The organism is Streptomyces sp. Xyl84 (assembly GCF_059731885.1).
Window position 1 is genome coordinate 1,125,739 of sequence record NZ_AP029183.1, and the last position, 17,677, is coordinate 1,143,415.

The following is a 17,677-nucleotide window of genomic DNA, read 5'->3' on the forward strand; positions in this document are numbered from 1 at the left end:
ATGCGTATGCGGGGACCAGATCCGGTCCCCGGTCGCTGCATGACACAGAGCCAGGATGGTTCAGAAAATTATGGCTACGCCCCCCACGGCTGTAAACCGAGCAGACCTGCTCCGGGCCATTATGACGGAACACCGCGACGGACTCGTCTCCTACGCGGAGAAGATGCTGGGTGATCACGGGCTCGCCGAGGACGTCGTCCAGGAGGCCGTCATCCGCGCCTGGCGGAACATCGACCGACTGCTGGGGATGGAGGGCTCGATCCGGGGGTGGCTCTTCACCGTGACCCGGCACCTGGTCATCGACTGGGTGCGCAAGCCGCACGCCCGCAGGGAAGTGGTCGGAGCAACGTACAACGACCCGACCACCGGCGCCGACGGCACGGACTCGGTGCACGACACACTGGTCGCCAAACCGCTGCTGCGCAGGCTCTCGCCCGAGCACCGCGCCGTCCTGGTGCACATATACCTGTGTGACCGGACCATCCAGGAGACAGCGGGCCTCCTCGGCGTACCGGCCGGAACGGTCAAGTCCCGCCAGCACAACGCCTTGCGCAAGCTGCGCAGCGTGGCCCGGGCCGAGGCCGCCTGAGAGGGAGCCGCCGCGGACGGGGCTCAGCGGTCGCCGGGGGGTAAGGAGACTCCGAGGGCGTCGGTGAGCTGCTTGCGCAGCGACTCGTCCCGGGGACCTCGGCCGGCGTCCCGTACGAGCGCGAGCAGCGCCGGGCGTTCGGCGGCCGTCCAGGCCGCCGCCTCGGCGCGCCCGGAGAACCGCTGCGGGCACACCCCGGGAAGCGGCGGCGGCAGGCCCGCGAGGCCGTGCCCGGGGGCGAGCAGCGCCACGGCCGCCTCCACCGTGTGCAGGTAGTGCTGCCAGATCCGGGTGTGCGCCGCACAGCGTTCCGCGGGTGTGTCGTGGGTGTGGGCCAGCTCGGTGGCGTGGGCGCGCAGCAGGGGATACAGGGTGTAGTGCCCGAGGGCGGTCTCCGCGAGGAGGTGGTGATCGGCCAGCTCCGTCAGGTGCTGGTGGGTGGTGCCGGGGTCGGTCGCGGCCAGGCTGGCGGCCGTGGCGACGGTGATGACGGGCGCCGGGTGCAGGCTCAGGAGGCGGAAGAGGGCGGCGGCACCCGCGCTGAGCCGCTGGTGGGTGCGGTCGAGGGCCTGACGCAGGTCGGTGTGCGGGTCCGGCCCCGTGTAGGCGGCGAGGGTGCCGGCGTGGGCTTCCAGGTGGGCGGCCAGAGCGGTCAGCGGGAAGTGCGGGTTGGTCTGCGCGCGGGTGGCGGCGAGGGTGAGCGCGAGGGGGTGGCCGGCGCACAGGCCGGCGATCCGGTGGGCGGCGTCGGGTTCGCTGCGGGTCCGGTGGGTGCCCAGTCGCCGGTCCAGGAGGCGCAGGCTCTCGGCCCGGCTCATGGGGTGCACGGGGATGATGCGGGCGTTGTGGGTGACCGCGAGACCTTCGAGACGGCGTCGGCTGGTGATGATCGTCAGGCTGCCGGGGGTGGTGGGGAGCAGCGGTCGTATGTGTGCGCAGTCGCGGGCGTCGTCCAGGACGAGCAGGAGCCTGCGTCCGGCCAGGGTGGCGCGGTAGAGGGCGGTCAGTGCGCTGCTGCTGGTGTGGTGGTCGTGCGGGGCGCCGAGGGCGTCGAGGACGGCGCGCATGGCCTGCGCGGTGTCCAGGGGGTCGCGGGCGGGGTGGTGACCCTGGAGGTCGAGGTGGATCCGGCCGTCGGGGAAACGGTCGGCCTGCCGGTGGGCGAAGTGGAGTGCCAACGTTGTCTTGCCGATGCCGGCCATGCCGCACACGACCGCCGCGGTGCCCGGCGGGCAGTTCCCGCCGGCCGGTCCGAGCAGTTCTTCCAGTTGTGCCAGTTCCGTTTCCCGGCCGGTGAACACCGCACTGTCTGCCGGGAGTTGAGCGAAACGCACGGCTTCTTCGCCCGGTGCGGCCAGGGGCCGGCCGTGCAGGCCGACCCCGCGGACGTGGCCACCGGGGGTGTCGTCCCCGCGGGTGTCCGCGGCGGGCGTGTCCGCACCGCCTGCGCGTCGCAGCAGCTGCTGCTGGGCGCCGCGCAGGACGGGCCCCGGTTCCACACCGAGCTCCTCGGCCAGCACCGCGCGGACCGCCTCGAAGTGGCGCAGTGCCTCGGCCTGCCTGCCGGTGGCCGCCAGCGCCCCGATGATCCGTGAGTGCAGTGCCTCGTCGAAGGGGTGGCAGTCCACCGCCACCCGCAGCACGGTCAGCACCTCCTCCGCCCACTCCGGTGCCGAGGCCAGCACCACGTCCGTGGCCTCCTTCACCGCCGCCACGAACTCGTGCCCCACCGCCACGAACGCCGGGTGCGCCGCCACCGGTGTCCCGGCGGCCACCACCGGACCCCGCCACAGCCGCAGCGCCTCCACCAGGCACCGCGCCGCCCCTGCCGGATCCCCCTCGCGCAGCGCCCGGCGTGCCTGGGCGCGCAGGTCCCGGAAACACAGCAGATCCGACGTCGAGGCGTCCACCAGCAGCCGGTATCCGTCCGCCGCGCGCACCAGGTGTGCCGCCTCGGCCCGGCTGGACAGTCCCGGTTCCAGGACCCGCCGCAGCGCACCGATGTGCCGGTGCACCACATTGACCGCGCTGGCCGGCGGGTCCTCCTCCCACAGGACGTCGACCGCCTCGCTCAGCGTGAGCGGACCCGGTGCGCGCAGCAGCAGCAGGGACAGCAGCGCCAGCCGCTTGGGCGGGCCCACCATCAGCTCCGCCTCCCCGCGCACCGCGCGGACCGTCCCGAGAATCGAGTAACGCACCGCCGCGTCCATCCCGTCCCCGTCCTCGCCCTTCCTCGTCCGTCCGGCCGTGCCGGCCGCTCACTGTCGTCACCAGTCTAGCCGGTGACGAAACCGTCCCATCCGCGGACTCCGGCTGTCAAGCGGCTGGAGTGTGACGGATGTGTGCACGGGTGACTGCCGTTTCACTTTCGCCCGGCCGGCCGGCTGACGCATCAGTCACCTGACCATCAGTCGTAGAGCACTCGTTCGTCACCTGTGAAGACGGGGCCGGTGTGCGGCGCGGACTCTACGTCATCCGGCCGCCTCCGAGTGACGTGTTCCGTGCCCGGCCGCGCAGGTTGCCGCGAAGTGTGCGGCTTGCTAATGTCCCCGATGTGTTTACCGAAGTCGACAGAGCCTAGTCACGGCGAATCGCCGACCGTACTGCTCCGGGTCTCCCTCGCAGATGACCGTTGAGCGCAGGTCGGCTCCTCTCACCTGCTCGGCGTGCCCTCGCACGTGGAGCAGGCCCGGCACATGTGCCGAGCCGCCGTGGACCCGCCGCCAGGTCGCGTCGTCACCTCTCCGTCGTCCGCCCCGCGTCAGGGGGCAGGCCAGGATCTGACGGCAGGGCCTGGGGTTCCGTCGCAGTGCACCGAGGCGTTCGCCGTTCCGCAGCCACCCTGGACGAATCCCGCCTCCCCGCACTCCGTCCGTCCGGTTCCCCGTCGGCCTCGCAGGCCCCGGCAGGCACCGGTACGCCCGGACGTGCCCCGGGAGAGCACACACAGAACCGGAACACCGCTCATGATGCACAAGAAGTCCCGCGCCCGCACCCGCCACCGGCGGGCCCACTGGAAGGCCGCCAGGCCCGCCCTGGTGGCCTGCGCGAACCCCGCGTGCGGCCGGCCCACCCCCGGGCACATCGCCTGCCCGCACTGCGGAACATACCGAGGCCGTCAGGTGCTTCCCCCCGCCTCCTGACGTCCGCGTCTCCTGATGCGGCAGGGGCCGGCCGCGCTCCCGCGGCCGGCCCCGTACCCCGCCAACTTCCTTGCCTACCTGACTCGTTGACGCCGTCTGCCCGGCTCGGCCCCGGCCCGTCGGCACATGCTGTCGTGGTAGCCTCCAGGCCCGGTCCGGAAGTGTTCCGGCGCACCGCCTCACCTCACACGTGGCGCCGCACCAGGGCGTGTTTCGAAAGTGGCACTGTCCGCCCGAAGGGCGGGCCCCACGGCGTCCGGTGCGTGTGATCGCAAGGCGGAGGGCCGCCCTGGGCGTACGTGGATGATCCCGGCAACGCGGCGAGTGCGCGTGCCAGCCGTCGCGGGGCAGGCGGGACTTTCGAAACACGCCATAGGGGGAGCGGACGCCGGGGCGTGAGCGAGCCTGCCGCGGGGCAGGCGGCGTCGGCACATACGGAAAAGAGCCTCGCCCGCGGCGGCCCCGGTCAAGAGACCGGCGACGACCGCCTTTCCCCGCCCCAGGACGCGCCCGGCCGGGCGGGACCGGGCCGCGGCCGTCGCGGGCGGACGGGGACGCGGACGGGACCGGCGTCCACCCGGGAGCGCCGGTCCCGTCCGCTCGCCACGCCGCCGTGCGGCCTTCAGGCCGCCGCGGGCGTGCTCTTCTTGCGGGCGCGGTACGCGGCCGCCTTGATCTTGTTGCCGCAGGACTCCATGCCGCACCACTGGCGCCGCATGCCCCGCGAGCGGTCGATGTAGACGCGGGTGCACTCGGGGTTGCCGCACTCCTTCAGCAGCGGCACGTCCGGGCCGCTCAGCAGCTCGACGGCCGTGCGGGCGAGGGTGGACAGCACCTCCTGCGGCGTCGCCTCGGTCCGCCGGCCCTCCGGGGTGAGCTGCGGCACCGCGGACGGCGTGCGCGCCGTGCTGTTCACCAGCTCCAGCGCGTCGGCGTCGTACCCCTCACCGAGACGGCGCGCGGTGACCAGGTGGTAGATGGCCTCCCGCAGGGCCGTCGCCTGGTCCACGTCGGCCTGCTCGCTGGGCGTGACGGCGTCCACGACGCCCGACTCCAGGAACCAGGCGTCCAGGCGATCGGGTGTCACGAACATTTCAAACTGCAGCGTACGGCGGGCACGCAGTGTAGCGGCGAAATCCAGGACCGGATTGCCGCACACGAAGACATGGTCGAGATTCATGTCACCATTTTGACAGGTGACCGCTGCCTCTGCAAGAGTCGTCACCTGTTCAGCCGGTATTCAGTTGTGTGCGGGGTTCACCGTACCGCGCCGACCCGCCCTTCCCGTGCGGAGCCCAGCCGGATCTCCCGGCCCTGCCAGCGTTCGCGCAGCCAGCGGTCATGGCTGGCCAGCACGATCGCGCCCGGCCCCGTGCCGAGCGCCGCCTCCAGTTCGTCGCACAGGCGCGGCGAGAGGTGGTTGGTGGGCTCGTCCAGCAGCAGCAACCGCGGCGGCCGGGCCACCAGCAGCGCCAGCGCGAGCCGCCGCCGCTGTCCCACCGAGAGCCGGCCGACCGGCTTGTCCAGGTCCGCCTCGTGCAGCAGCCCCAGTGAGGACAGCGGCACCGCGTCGGCCCGCTCGGCGCCCAGCGTCTGCTCGTACGTGTCCCGGACGGTGCGCTCCGGCCGGTCGAAGACGGTGTCCTGGGCGAGCAGCCCCACCGTCAGCCCGGCGCGCCGCCGCACCTCGCCCTCGGGCACCAGGTGCCCGGCGAGCACGGCCAGCAGCGTGGACTTCCCCGCGCCGTTGCCGCCGGTGACCAGCAGCCGGTCGGTCGCCGACACCTGAGCGCACACCGGCGCGAGCCGCCCCGGCACCTCTGCTCCGTCCAGCGACACCAGCGGCCCGTCGTCGTCCTCCGCCGCCGCTGCCGCCAGCGCCGTGCCGGCGAACCGCAGCGGCCTGGGCGGCTCACCGACCTGGGAACGCTCCAGCTCCTCCAGCCGCCGGGCGGCGTTGCGCACCCGCCGGGAGACCTGGCTCTGCACCCGGCCGGCCCGGTGGCCGTAGCCCATCTTCTCGTTGTCGCGCGGCCCCCGGTCCGGCGCCACCCGGCGTGCGGTCACCTGGGCCGCGACCCTGAGCGCCGCCAGTTCCTCCTGTTCCTGCGTCCAGCGCCGCTCCCAGCGCTCCCGCTCGGCGCGCTTCTCCGCCAGGTAGGCGCTGTAGTTGCCGCCGTAGCGGACCGGGCCGTCGACGGCCGGGTCGAGGTCGACCAGGTCCGTGCACACGGCGTCCAGGAAGGCCCGGTCGTGGCTGGCCAGCACGACGACGCCGGGCAGGCCGCGCACCTGTTCCTCGACGAAGGCGGCGGCCTCGTCGTCGAGGTGGTTGGTCGGCTCGTCCAGCAGCAGCGCGGCGGGCCGCCGGATCAGCAGCGCGGCCAGCGCGAGCCGTCCGCGCTGCCCGCCCGACAGCGACCCGAGGGTCCGGTCGTGTGGGAAGCCGCCGAGCCCGAGGCCGTCCAGGACGAGCGCGGCCCGCCGGTCGGCGTCCCAAGCCTCCCGCTCCTGGGCCTGTTCGAGCCGGGCGCCGTACGCGTCGAGCAGTACGGCGTACTCCGGCGCGTCCTGCGCGGTGTGCGCGAGCTGTTCGGTGAGCCGTTCCAGCTCGGCGAGGTCGTCCCGGGCCTCGCGCAGGGCGTCGTCGAGGACGCCGGCGATCGTCGTGCCGGGGTCGTAGGGCATCTCCTGCTGGAGGAAGCCCAGGTCGGGCGGGCGGGTGACGCTGCCGGCGTCGGGCTCGTCCGTCCCGGCCAGCAGACGGAGCAGGGTGGACTTGCCGACGCCGTTCTCCCCGATCAGACCGATGCGGTGGCCGGGGGAGGCGGTCAGGGAGACACCGTCGAGCACCCGGCGGTCGCCGAGGGTGCGGACGAGGTCATGGGCGAGCAGGGCAGGCTGAGGCATGGGGGCACCCTCCGGTGCGGTCGGTGCGCGGCCCGCGGGGCGGCGTACGCCTCACGCGGGCCAGGTCGGCACACCGGCGGCTCACACCTCGGGCGCCCCCGTCTCCTTCAGCTCGCCGCCGGCCAGCCGCAGCCAGCGGTTCACACCGATCTCCCGCAGGAACCGCTCGTCGTGGCTGACCACCACGAAGGCGCCCTGGTAGGAGTTGAGGGCGCTCTCCAGCTGGCCCGCGCTGACCAGGTCGAGGTTGTTCGTCGGCTCGTCCAGGAGGAGCAGGTGCGGGGCCGGCTCCGCACACAGCACACATGCCAGGGTGGCGCGCAGCCGCTCGCCGCCGGAGAGCACCCCGACGGGCAGGTGGGCGCGGGCGCCGCGGAAGAGGAAGCGGGCGAGCAGGTTCATCCGCTCGGCCTCGGGGCGCTGCGGCGCGTAGTCGGCGAAGTTCTCGGCGACCGTACGGTCCAGATCCAGCAGGTCGAGGCGCTGCGAGAGGTAGGCGATACGTCCGTCGGCCCGCCTGATCTCGCCGCCGTCCGGCGTCAGGTCGCCGTTCAGCAGCCGCAGCAGCGTACTCTTCCCGGCGCCGTTGGGACCGGTCAGCGCGATGCGCTCGGGGCCCCGGACGGTCAGGTCGACACCCTGCCCGGCGAACACGTCCTTGTCACCGAGCCGGACGCGCAGCCCCTCACCGAGGAACAGGTTGCGTCCCGCGGGCACGTTGGTGTCGGGCAGCTCCAGCGTGATGCGCTGCTCCTCGCGCAGCGCGCGCCCGGCCTCGTCCAGCCTGGCCTTGGCCTCGCTGACGCGTCCCGCGTGCACCTGCCCGGACCGGCCCGCGGACTCCTGCGCGCCGCGCTTCATGTTGCCGGCGAAGATGCGGGGCAGGCCCGCGTTCTTCAGGTTGCGGGCGGCGTTGCTCTGCCGGCGTTCGGCGCGCTCGCGGGCCTGCTGCATCTCCCGCTTCTCCCGCTTCAGCTCCTGCTCGGCGTTGCGGACGTTCTTCTCGGCGACCTCCTGCTCGGCCCGGACGGCCTCCTCGTACTCGGTGAAGTTGCCTCCGTACAACCGCAGTTCGCCGCGGTCGAGTTCGGCGATGCGCTCCATGCGGTCGAGCAGAGCGCGGTCGTGGCTGACCAGGAGGAGGCAGCCGGTGAAGTCGCCGAGCACGTCGTAGAGCTTGTGCCGGGCGTCGGCGTCGAGGTTGTTGGTGGGCTCGTCGAGCAGCAGCACGTCGGGCCGCTTGAGCAGTTGCGCGGCGAGACCGAGGGAGATGACCTGGCCGCCGCTGAGCGTGCTCAGAGCACGGTCCAGGGTGAGGGCGCCCAGGCCGAGGCGGTCGAGCTGGGCCCGGGTGCGCTCCTCGATGTCCCAGTCGTCGCCGATGGTGGTGAAGTGCTTCTCGTCGACGTCGCCGGACTCGACGGCGTCGATGGCCCGGATGACCTCGGCGACGTCCAGCACCTCGGCGACCGTGAGATCACCGGTCAGCGGCAGGGACTGCGGGAGGTAGCCGAGGGTGCCGGAGACGGACACCGACCCGCTGCCGGGCCGCAGTTCACCGGCGATCAGCTTGAGCAGGGTGGACTTGCCGGTGCCGTTGGGCGCGACGAGGCCGGTGCGGCCGGGGGTGACGGTGAAGGACAGGTCCTGGAAGACGGGGGTGTCGTCGGGCCAGGCGAAGGACAGGTTCGAGCAGACGACGGAGGCGTCGGACATGGAGGTGACCTCGTGAGGAGAGGACGGGGCGCACGCGAGACAGGTGTGCCCCGGCGGAGGACTGGTGGCATGAGGGGACGACAGAGAGACCACTTCGGCGGCGCTTCGAACGCACCGGCCGGTGGCCTGTCGGGGCCGGGTGATCACCCGGAGATGTCGTCGTCCACCACCATGTCTGGTCTCCTCGAGAAAGGATCAAGGTCCTCTCCAGTCTAGCAGGCCGGGCGAGGGGAGCAGGTCTCCCGCTCCCCTCGCCCGTGCGCCCGCGGCCCGCACACGTGTGCCGTCCGGTGTCACGGCAGGTCAGGGCAGGAGCACCAGCTTGCCCGTGGTCCGGCGCGACTCGATGTCCCGGTGCGCCTGCGCCGCGTCCGCCAGGGCGTAGCGGCCCCCGATGCGGACGGTGAGTTTCCCGGCCAGGATCAGGTCGAACAGCTCGCCGGTACGGCGGACCAGCGCCTCCCGGGTGGGCACGTGGTCGAACATCGTCGGGTACGACAGCAGGATGCTGCGCGGCATGTCGGTCGGCCGGAGCGTGGGAACGCCCATGACGGGGCCGTAGTAGGCGTGCACGCCGTGCCGGCGCAGGGAGTGCTGGGAGGAGCGGAACGTCTCGGTGCCGCCGCCGTCGTAGACGACATGGGCGCCCTCACCGCCGGTCAGCTCCATGATCCGGTCCTCGAAGCCGCCGCCGGAGGAGACCAGGACGTGATCGGCGCCCGCCTCCCTGGCGACGGCGGCCTTCTCCTCGCGGGAGACCAGGCCGATGACGGTGCCGCCCCGGGCCTTGATCAACTGGGTCAGGAGCAGGCCCACGCCGCCCGCCGCCGCGTGCACCACGGCGACGTCACCCGGCCCGACGGCGTAGGTCTCGGTGCTGAAGTGGTTGGCGGTGAGCCCCTGCATCATGACGGCGGCGGCCGTCTCGTCCGGAATGCCGTCGGGCACCTTGACCAGCGACGCCGCCGGGACGGCGAGCAGTTCGGCGTAACTGCCCCGGTGGTAGAACCAGGCCACGCGGTCGCCGGCGGCCAGGTCCTCGACACCCTCGCCCAGCGCGGTGACGTATCCCATGCCCTCGGCGCCGAGGACGAGCGGCGCGGCCCAGCCGGGCGCGCCCTGTCCGCGGGCGCCCGTGTCCATGAAGTTGACTCCGGCGACACCCAGCCGGACCAGCACCTCACCGGGGCCGGGGACCGGGTCGGGCAGCTCGGTCCATTCCATGACCTCGGGGCCGCCGTGTTCCTTGATGAGGATCGCGTGCATGGGATGACACCTCTCGGTGGAGAGAAACGTGTGGTGAAGCGGTAGTGCTACGCACCGTAGGAGCGCAGAATTGGACCTGCAAGTCCAAAAAGCAGGCCGACTGCGGCGTCAACGTCACCGGTCTGATCGGTGACGATGGTGGTACAGTGCTGTCGTACCGGCCCTGGACCGGGCACGAAACATGTTTCTCAACCGTTCGGGACGTGTGCACACACCGGTGTGCCGCCGTGCCCGCCGGCGCCGACCCGCGACGGCGCGGCACCCACCGTGACTGCGAAGGAGCACTGACCATGGCAGTGGAACAGCCCGGGAAAAGAGCGGCCGAAGGGGCCCCGGTGGGACGCCGGGCGCTGCTCGGCATGCTCGGCGCGGGAGCCGCCGGACTCGCCGCCGCGCCCTACCTCCAGAGCGGCTGGGAGGGGTTCCTCGCCAAGGCCTCCCAGGTCGACGCCACCGGCCTGACCGGGCTGCTGCCCAACCCGGGCGGCTTCCGTTACTACAGCATCGTCGGCTCGGTCCCGCACAAGGACGAGACGAACTACCAGCTGACCATCGGCGGCCTGGTCGACCGGCCGAAGACGTACACGCTGGCCGACCTGCGCGCGATGCCCCAGACCCGGGTCGTGCGCGACGTGCTGTGCACCGACGGCTGGCGGGTGGACGACACACCCTTCGGGGGCGTGAAGCTCTCCCACCTCCTCGACGACGCCGGAGTGCGCGACAGCGGCCAGGCCATCCGCTTCACCTGCTTCGACGGCGCCTACACCGAGAGCCTCACCCTGGAGCAGGCCCGCCGCTCCGACGTGCTGATCGCCCTCACCATGCAGGACAAGCCGATCACCCACGAACACGGCGGCCCGGTCCGGCTCTACGTGGCCCCCATGTACTTCTACAAGTCGGCCAAGTGGCTGTCCGGCATCTCGGTGACCGACAAGGTCGTCCCCGGCTTCTGGGAGGAGCGTGGCTATGCGGTCGACGGATGGCTCGACGGCGCCGACCGGCACGCGGCCTGAACAGCCGGGGCGGATCAGGCGGTTCACGCCGGCCGAACGGTGGGTCCACCGGGCCACCGGGTACCTGATGCTGCTGTGCCTGGTCACCGCGGCCTGCCTGTACTTCGGACCGCTCGCCCAGCTCGTCGGACGGCGGCACCTGATGGTCACCGTCCACGAGTGGTCGGGCATCCTGCTGCCCGCCCCCGTCCTGCTCGGCCTGTTCTCGCCCGCCTTCCGCGCCGACCTGCGCCGGCTGAACCGCTTCGCGGTCTACGACAGGCGGTGGCTGCGCGCGGCCCGCCGCCGGGTGCGCGCGCCCGAAGCACGGCCCGCCGGCAAGTTCAACGCGGGCCAGAAGCTCTACGCGGGCTGGATCGCCGGCGCGGTGCTGGTCATGATGTTCACCGGCCTGCTCATGTGGTTCATGGGCCTGCTGCCCTTCATCTCCCGCACCAGCGCGATCTTCGTGCACGACGTCCTGGCCTGGGCGGTCGCTCTCGTCCTCATCGGACACCTGCGCAAGGCCTACGAGGACCCGGAGGCCAGGCTGGGCCTGCGGACCGGCTACGTGGACCGCGCCTGGGCGACACGCCACCACGCCAAGTGGCTGGAGGAGGAGCCCGTGGGTACCGTGTCCGGAAAGACACGTGAGCACACGCACGACGGCGCAGACGTGCGAGGACGTGACGCCCGGCCGAGCGCCGCGACCGACGCGTACGACGGCTGACACGGGATCCCGGTCCCCCTCCCCTGGAGCAGGAAACACCTCTGTGAGCGGCAGCGGAGCAGTCGAGGACGACCACGAGGGCGGCGCCGCAGGGACTCTGGGCGACGACCTGGCGGCGGCACTGCACCACGCCGTCCGGGAGGCCGCGCAGCGCCTGGACGCGGTCGCCGCCGCCGTCTACCTGCTCAGCCCCGACCGCACCGAACTGTGGATCGCCATGATCGGCGGCGGCCCGCCCTCCGTGTTCACCCTGCCCGGACGCATGACGCTGGACGCCCCCTACGCCTCCGCCCGCGCCCTGGCCGGCGGCGAGGTCGCGGTCCTGGCCGATCCGGACGGACCGCACGAGCACGGGCCCGGCACGACCGTCTGCCCCTACCCCTACCTCGCCGCCGCGGCCCCGCTGACCGCCGCCGGGCAGCGGTTCGGCAGCCTGACCGTGCTCCGCCCCGAGGGCACCGACGGCTACGGACCCGGGCGGCGCGCGGAACTGGCACGGATCGCCGGCCGGCTCGCCACCGCCCTGGCCGCACTGCGCCGGCGGGGCGCCGCCGTGACGGCCGCCAGCCTGCCCGTCCTCGTCCCCGTACTGGGCGCCGAGTCCTCCGCCGACGCCGACCCCGACGGCCCCTGGGGCACGCCGGGCGTCCCCGGATCGGCGGGCCGCAGCCTGATGTACCCGTTGCAGCGCCTGGCCGACCTGCTCAACCGGGCGACGACGAGGGAGCACGTCACCGCCGCCGCGCGGTTCTGCGTCATGTCGCCGTTCCAGGCCCGCGCCATGGTGCTGTCCTGCGTGACCGAGGGCCGCCTGTGGGTCATCGGGCACAGCGGCGACTCCGCCGGCCTCGTGCGCGAACTGCACGGCTGCGGCCTGCACACCCGCACCCCCGCCGCGCGCGCGGCGCGCGGCAACGCGCTGCTGCTCGCCGACGGCCCGGGCCCCGCGGCGCCCCGCCCGGCGCGGGCCGGCGCCGGTCCCGTCACCGCGCACCTCCCGCTCGTCGGCAGCAGGCACGTCGTGGACGTCCCGATCACCGGCGGCCGGCACGTCGTCGGCCTGTGCTGCCTGTCCTACTCCGGGCCCCGGGTCTTCTCGCCCGCCGAGCGGGCCGTGCTGACCATGATGGCCGGACTGCTCGGCTCCGCGGTGGAGCGCGTGGAACTGAACGCCCGGCGCCACGCGCTCGCCGAGGGCATCCAGAAGAGGCTGCTGCCGCCTACCCTCGCCGAGGTCCCCGGCCTCACCACGACGGCCCGCTACCAGCCCGCCACGGCCACCGCCGAGGTCGGCGGCGACTGGTACGACGTGATCCGGATGCCCGACGACCGGGTCGCGCTCGTCATCGGCGACGTCGAGGGCCACACCATGGAGAGCGCCGCCGCGATGGGCCAGCTGCGCAGCGCCGTGGCCGCCTACGCCACCGAGGGCCACGGGCCCGCGGCGCTGCTGCAACGGACCTCGCAACTGCTGGCCCGGCTCGGCACCGACACCCTCGCCACCTGCTGCGTCGTCGCCCTGGATCCGGAGGACGGGACGGCCGAGGTGGCTCTGGCGGGCCACCCCGCACCGCTGCTGCGGCTGCCCGACGGCACGGTGCGGACGCTGGACGCCCCGGCGAACGTACCGCTCGGGGTGCCCGGCCCCGGTGCGGGTGCCTACGGGGCGCGGGAACACACGATCCCGCACCGGTCGGTGCTGGTGCTCTACTCCGACGGTCTGTTCGACCCCCGCCAGGACGAGGCAGCAGCCCTGCTCGGCGCCGCCGGGGACGCGTCCGGCACCGATCTGGAGGGCCTGGCCGACCGCCTGCTCGGCCGGGCCGCGGGACCGAGCGGCCGGCGCGACGACGCGGCACTGCTCCTGGCCCGCTACGAAGGCCTGGACACCCGGCAGGTGCCCCGGACCGGACACCTCTCCATCCAGCGCCGTGACCTGCGCGGTGTCGGCCAGGCGCGGGCGTTCGTGCACGAGCGGCTGTGCGGCTGGGGCCTGGCGGACCTGTCGGACGACGTCGAACTCGTCACCTCCGAGATCGTCACCAACGCGCTCGTCCACGCCGGCAGCGACGTCGACGTGCGGCTGCGGGTCTACGAGGACCGGATCCGCCTGGAGGTACGCGACTCCGCCAGCGATCCGCCCGTCCCGGCCCTCTACTCCCTCTCGGAGGAGGGCTGCGCGCGGGCGGAACACGGGCGCGGGCTGTTCCTCGTCGACGCCCTGGCCGACACCTGGAACACCTCGCCGAACGGGCGCGGCAAGACCGTGTGGCTGGAGATGGACATCCCGCAGGCGCAGGAGCGCCGCGCCACCGGCCCGGAGGGACCCGGCCGGCCGGTCGGATGACTCAACACCTGACTCCCGTACACCCCGATGACACACCTGTGTGCGGGCCGAGGTATCCGGGCGACTGACCGTCATGTGACTGATGTGCCCCCGCGGCTGCGGGGGCACAGTGGTCGTGTCGCCCCCCGGGACGAGTCGTCACCAGCTTGACCGGTGACGAATTCCGTGTCAGTCTCTTCCCAGCCGAACGGGCGGGGGTCCCAGGCGGCGGACGGACACGGACCGCCTCGCGCCCTGCCGCTGTGACCGCACATGTGTGCCACAGCCAGGCACCACACACTTCACGATAGGAACGTCATGAGACGACTTCTGACCGTCCTCGCGGCCGGCGTGCCGCTGGCGGCGGCGGTGTACCTGCCGGCCGGCGCCTCGGCGGCCACCGGGAGCCCCGCCTCCACCTCGCCCACCTGCTCGACCGTCTCCGTGAAGGCCCCGGCCGGAACCAAGGTGGAGGCGGCGACCGCGGTCAGCCGGCCGGGCGGCACCATCACCGGCACCGGGCTCCTGCAGGGCACGGTCACGGACGTCCCCGCCTTCTGCGAGGTGACGGTCACCCTCACCCACCCGGGCGACGACGACCACGCCAAGGTCCAGACGTGGCTGCCCCTCAAAGGCTGGAACGGCCGCCTCCAGGCGTTCGGCGGCAGCGCCTACGCCGCCGGTGACAACGGTGTCGGTCTCGCCACCGCCGTCAAGAACGGCTACGCCGCCGCCACCACCGACGCGGGTGTCGGTGACGTCCTCGACTTCGGGTGGGCGCTGGACGGCAAGGGCCAGGTGAACACCGGCCTGCTGAAGAACTTCGCCGAGCGCTCGCAGCACGAGGCCGCCCTCGTCGCCAAGCAGGTCATCGACGGGTTCTACGGCACGTCCCCCGCCTACTCGTACTTCAACGGCTGCTCCACCGGCGGACGCCAGGGCTACATGGAGGCCCAGCGCCACCCCGGTGACTACGACGGCATCCTCGCCAACGCGCCCGCCGTCAACTGGGACGAGTTCGAGGTCGCCACCCTGTGGCCGCAGGTGGTGATCAACCAGGAGAAGAACCGCCCCAGCGACTGCGAGTTCAAGGCCTTCAACCAGGCCGCCCTCAAGGCCTGTGACAAGCTCGACGGCGTCAAGGACGGCCTGATCTCCGACGCGGCGCACTGCAACTTCGACCCGCGCCGTCTGATCGGCACCAAGGTCGTCTGCGAGGGCAAGGAGGAGACGATCACGGCGGCGGACGCGGCCGTGGTCCGCAAGATCTGGGACGGTCCGCGGACCGCCTCGGGCAAGAAGCTCTGGTACGGCCTGCCGGTCGGCGCCGACTTCTCGGGCCTCGCCGGCGCCGGCCCGTTCCCGGTCCCGGCCGCCTGGACCGCCTCCTGGGTGGCCAAGCAGCCCGGCCTCGACGTCACCAAGCTGACGTACAGCGAGTTCACCCAGCTGTTCAAGCAGTCCCAGGCCGAGTACGACCAGATCATCGGCACGGACGACCCGGACCTGTCGGCCTTCCGCAAGTCCGGCGGCAAGCTCCTCACCTACCACGGCCAGGCCGACCCCTTCATCCCGACCCAGGGCACCGTGGACTACCGCGAGCGCGTCGAGCGCGAGCTCGGCGGCACGCACCGCGTCGACGACTTCTACCGTCTCTTCCTCGCCCCGGGCACGGCCCACTGCGGCCTCATGGACGGCAAGGTCGACGACCTGGCGGCCCTGACCAAGTGGGTCGAGCACGGCAAGGCGCCCAAGACCCTCACCGCCTCCCTCACCAACGCCGACGGCGTCACGCTCACCCGCGACCTGTGCCGCTACCCCCTCGTGTCCCACTACAAGGGCCACGGCGACCCGGCGGACGCCCGCAACTTCCGCTGCGTCCCCGCCGGCCGGCACTGACCTGACCCTCCCCGACAAGCCACCAAGAAAGGCCGGCTCCCCATGACCGCGAACACCCCGGCGACCGCCACCGACGGCGAACGCTCCTCCCTGCTGAAGCTGTACCTCGGCCGTGGCGTCCTGGCCGTGGCCTGGGCCGTGGCCTTCGCCGGGGCCCACGACACCCTCGGCGCGGCGGCGATCAGCCTGCTGGTCGTCTACCCGCTGATCGACGCGGTGTCCTCGCTGATCGACCACCGCGCCCTCCCGGAGGGATCGGAACGCAACGTCACGGCGTTCAACGGAGTGCTCAGCACCCTCGCCGCCGTCGCGGTGGGCGTGGCGGGAGCCGGCGGGGTGGCGGCGGTGCTCGCCACGTTCGGCGCCTGGGCGGTCATATCCGGAGTCGCCCAGGTCATCGTCGGCCTGCGGCGGCGCGGCCCCGAGCTGGGCAAGCAGTGGCCGATGCTGATCGCTGGCGGCCTGTCGGTCCTGGTCGGCGCCTTCTACGTCATCCAGGCCGCGGGCGAGAACCCCTCGCTCGACGTGCTGTCCGTCTACGCCACGGGCGGCGGCGTGTTCTTCATCGCCCAGGCCGGGTTGCTGGCCTGGAAGGCCCGCCAGCTGCGGACCCGGACGGCCTGAGCTGACGGGGCGACAACTTCCTGACAGGGCGTCACCCGCCTCACACGCCTCGGCCCGCACCGTGCACACGGTGCGGGCCGAGGCGTTCCGTCGTTCCCTTTGGACTTCTCTTCCGTGTTCCCTCCGGCGTCCGGCGTTCCCCTCCACGTTCCCTGCCGGCCGTCCTGCGCTCGTCCTCCCGGTCGTCCTCCCGGCGGTAGGACCCGGTCGTCCGGCCCCCGGGTCAGACCTTGCGGTAGCGCACCGGCAGGGACAGCACGCCGCGCATCATCCCGGACGGGATCCAGGCCAGTGACTCGGCGGGCACCGCGAGTTCCAGGCGGGGCAGGCGGGTCAGCAGCGTGCGCAGGGCGATGGCCGCCTCCAGGCGCGCCAGCGGGGCGCCCAGGCAGTGGTGGATGCCGTGGCCGAACGACAGGTGCCGTGCGGCGGGCCGGGTCACGTCGAGGACCGCGGGATCGCCGCCGTCGGGCAGGGGGATGTCGTGCCCGGCGGAGCCGAGGGCCACCGCGACGATGCTGCCGCGGGGGATGTGCACACCGCCGAGTTCGAGGTCCTCGGCCGCGTACCGGTTCGAGGAGCGCTCCACGGAGGTGTCGTGGCGCAGGAACTCCTCCACCGCGCCCGGCACGAGGTCGGGGCGTACGCGCAGCGTCGCGAGCTGGTCGGGCCGGCGCAGCAGGGAGAGCAGGGCGTTGCCCAGGAGGTTGACGGTGGTCTCGTGGCCGGCGACGACCAGCAGGATCGCGGTGCCGACGAGTTCGTCCTCGGTGAGCCTGCCGTCGTCCTCGTCGCGGACGGCGACGAGGGCCGAGAGCAGGTCGTCCCCGGGAGCGTCGCGCTTGTCCTCGATGAGGCCGCGCAGCAGCGTGTGCAGTCCCGTCAGGGCGGCACGGTGCCCAGGGTCGGTCACCTGGAGCGCGAGGGAGGACCAGCGGCGGAAGTCCTCGCGGTGTTCCGGCGGTACGCCGAGCAGTTCGGCGATCACCGTGACCGGCAGGGGAGCGGTGAACGCCTCCACGAGGTCCGTCTCGCCGGACGACGCGAGCGCGTCGAGCAGATCGTTCGCGATCTGCTCGACGCGCGGGGCGAGTTCGGCGGTGCGGCGCGGGGTGAAAGCGCTGGAGACGAGGCGGCGCAGCCGGGTGTGCTGGGGCGGGTCGGACTCCAGCATCTGTGCGCCGAGGCCGACCTGGGGCCGGTGGAAGACGAAACCGGCCGCCTCCAGGGTCGGGGCGGCCGGTGTGGCGTCCTTGCGCAGTGCCGGGTGGGTCAGGGCCGTGCGGGCCAGGTCGTGTCCGACGACCAGCCAGCCGTCCAGTCCCGGGGCGAACCGCACGGGGTGGATGGGGCCCAGGGCCCGCAGTCGTGCGTAGTGCCGTGGTGCGTCCGCCTTGAACTCGGGGCTGAGCACCACCCGGCCGTCGGCTTCGGGGACTCCCCGGGCCTGCGTCGTCATACGTCTCTCCTCGTGCCGGACTC

13 protein-coding genes are annotated in these 17,677 nt (G+C 73.0%); 7 read left to right on the forward strand and 6 right to left on the reverse strand.

All coding sequences use genetic code 11. The annotated features are described in order from the left end of the window. The first annotated feature begins 70 nt into the window (after nt 1-70). Entirely contained in the window at nt 71-589 is a 519-nt protein-coding gene (locus AC6I72_RS36330; protein WP_366725980.1) for a sigma-70 family RNA polymerase sigma factor, read from the forward strand. A 23-nt stretch (nt 590-612) separates the two neighbouring features. Here AC6I72_RS36330 and AC6I72_RS36335 read toward each other — a convergent pair whose 3' ends face one another. Then, nucleotides 613-2,787 carry an AfsR/SARP family transcriptional regulator gene (locus AC6I72_RS36335; protein ID WP_498005910.1) on the reverse strand — a complete coding sequence of 725 codons (2,175 nt, stop codon included), beginning with the start codon at nt 2,785-2,787 and terminating at the stop codon, nt 613-615. A 768-nt stretch (nt 2,788-3,555) separates the two neighbouring features. Here AC6I72_RS36335 and rpmF point away from each other — a divergent pair. Next, complete coding sequence (gene rpmF, locus AC6I72_RS36340) at nt 3,556-3,732, forward strand: 50S ribosomal protein L32 (RefSeq protein WP_078883963.1); 177 nt, start codon at nt 3,556-3,558, stop codon at nt 3,730-3,732. A gap of 622 nt (nt 3,733-4,354) precedes the next feature. On the opposite strand, the gene AC6I72_RS36345 is transcribed toward rpmF, so the two are convergent. The 4 genes from AC6I72_RS36345 to AC6I72_RS36360 all read right to left on the reverse strand — a co-directional run bounded on the left by AC6I72_RS36345 (nt 4,355) and on the right by AC6I72_RS36360 (nt 9,624). Continuing rightward, nucleotides 4,355-4,912 carry a CGNR zinc finger domain-containing protein gene (locus tag AC6I72_RS36345; protein WP_498005912.1) on the reverse strand — a complete coding sequence of 186 codons (558 nt, stop codon included), beginning with the start codon at nt 4,910-4,912 and terminating at the stop codon, nt 4,355-4,357. A 77-nt stretch (nt 4,913-4,989) separates the two neighbouring features. Next, entirely contained in the window at nt 4,990-6,642 is a 1,653-nt protein-coding gene (locus tag AC6I72_RS36350; protein WP_498005913.1) for an ABC-F family ATP-binding cassette domain-containing protein, read from the reverse strand. Between the two features lie 81 nt (nt 6,643-6,723). Continuing rightward, complete coding sequence (gene abc-f, locus AC6I72_RS36355; RefSeq protein WP_498005915.1) at nt 6,724-8,358, reverse strand: ribosomal protection-like ABC-F family protein; 1,635 nt, start codon at nt 8,356-8,358, stop codon at nt 6,724-6,726. 303 nt (nt 8,359-8,661) lie between these two features. Next, entirely contained in the window at nt 8,662-9,624 is a 963-nt protein-coding gene (locus AC6I72_RS36360; RefSeq protein ID WP_498005917.1) for a quinone oxidoreductase family protein, read from the reverse strand. A 290-nt stretch (nt 9,625-9,914) separates the two neighbouring features. Between AC6I72_RS36360 and AC6I72_RS36365 the strand changes: the two genes are divergently transcribed. From AC6I72_RS36365 to AC6I72_RS36385, 5 genes are all read left to right on the forward strand, one after another. Continuing rightward, nucleotides 9,915-10,637: a molybdopterin-dependent oxidoreductase gene (locus AC6I72_RS36365; RefSeq protein ID WP_498005919.1), complete on the forward strand. Its 723-nt coding sequence runs from the start codon at nt 9,915-9,917 to the stop codon at nt 10,635-10,637. Beyond that, nucleotides 10,591-11,346, forward strand: coding sequence for a cytochrome b/b6 domain-containing protein (locus AC6I72_RS36370; RefSeq protein ID WP_498005921.1), 756 nt, complete (start codon nt 10,591-10,593; stop codon nt 11,344-11,346). Before AC6I72_RS36365 ends, AC6I72_RS36370 begins: the two co-directional genes overlap by 47 nt. 43 nt (nt 11,347-11,389) lie before the next feature. After that, complete coding sequence (locus AC6I72_RS36375; RefSeq protein ID WP_498005923.1) at nt 11,390-13,693, forward strand: ATP-binding SpoIIE family protein phosphatase; 2,304 nt, start codon at nt 11,390-11,392, stop codon at nt 13,691-13,693. Between the two features lie 297 nt (nt 13,694-13,990). After that, on the forward strand, nt 13,991-15,571 hold the full coding sequence (locus tag AC6I72_RS36380) for a DUF6351 family protein (protein WP_498005924.1): 1,581 nt from the start codon (nt 13,991-13,993) through the stop codon (nt 15,569-15,571). 42 nt (nt 15,572-15,613) lie between these two features. Next, entirely contained in the window at nt 15,614-16,195 is a 582-nt protein-coding gene (locus AC6I72_RS36385; RefSeq protein WP_498005926.1) for a DUF308 domain-containing protein, read from the forward strand. Between the two features lie 223 nt (nt 16,196-16,418). On the opposite strand, the gene AC6I72_RS36390 is transcribed toward AC6I72_RS36385, so the two are convergent. Beyond that, entirely contained in the window at nt 16,419-17,654 is a 1,236-nt protein-coding gene (locus AC6I72_RS36390; RefSeq protein WP_498005928.1) for a cytochrome P450 family protein, read from the reverse strand. Nucleotides 17,655-17,677 lie beyond the last annotated feature (23 nt).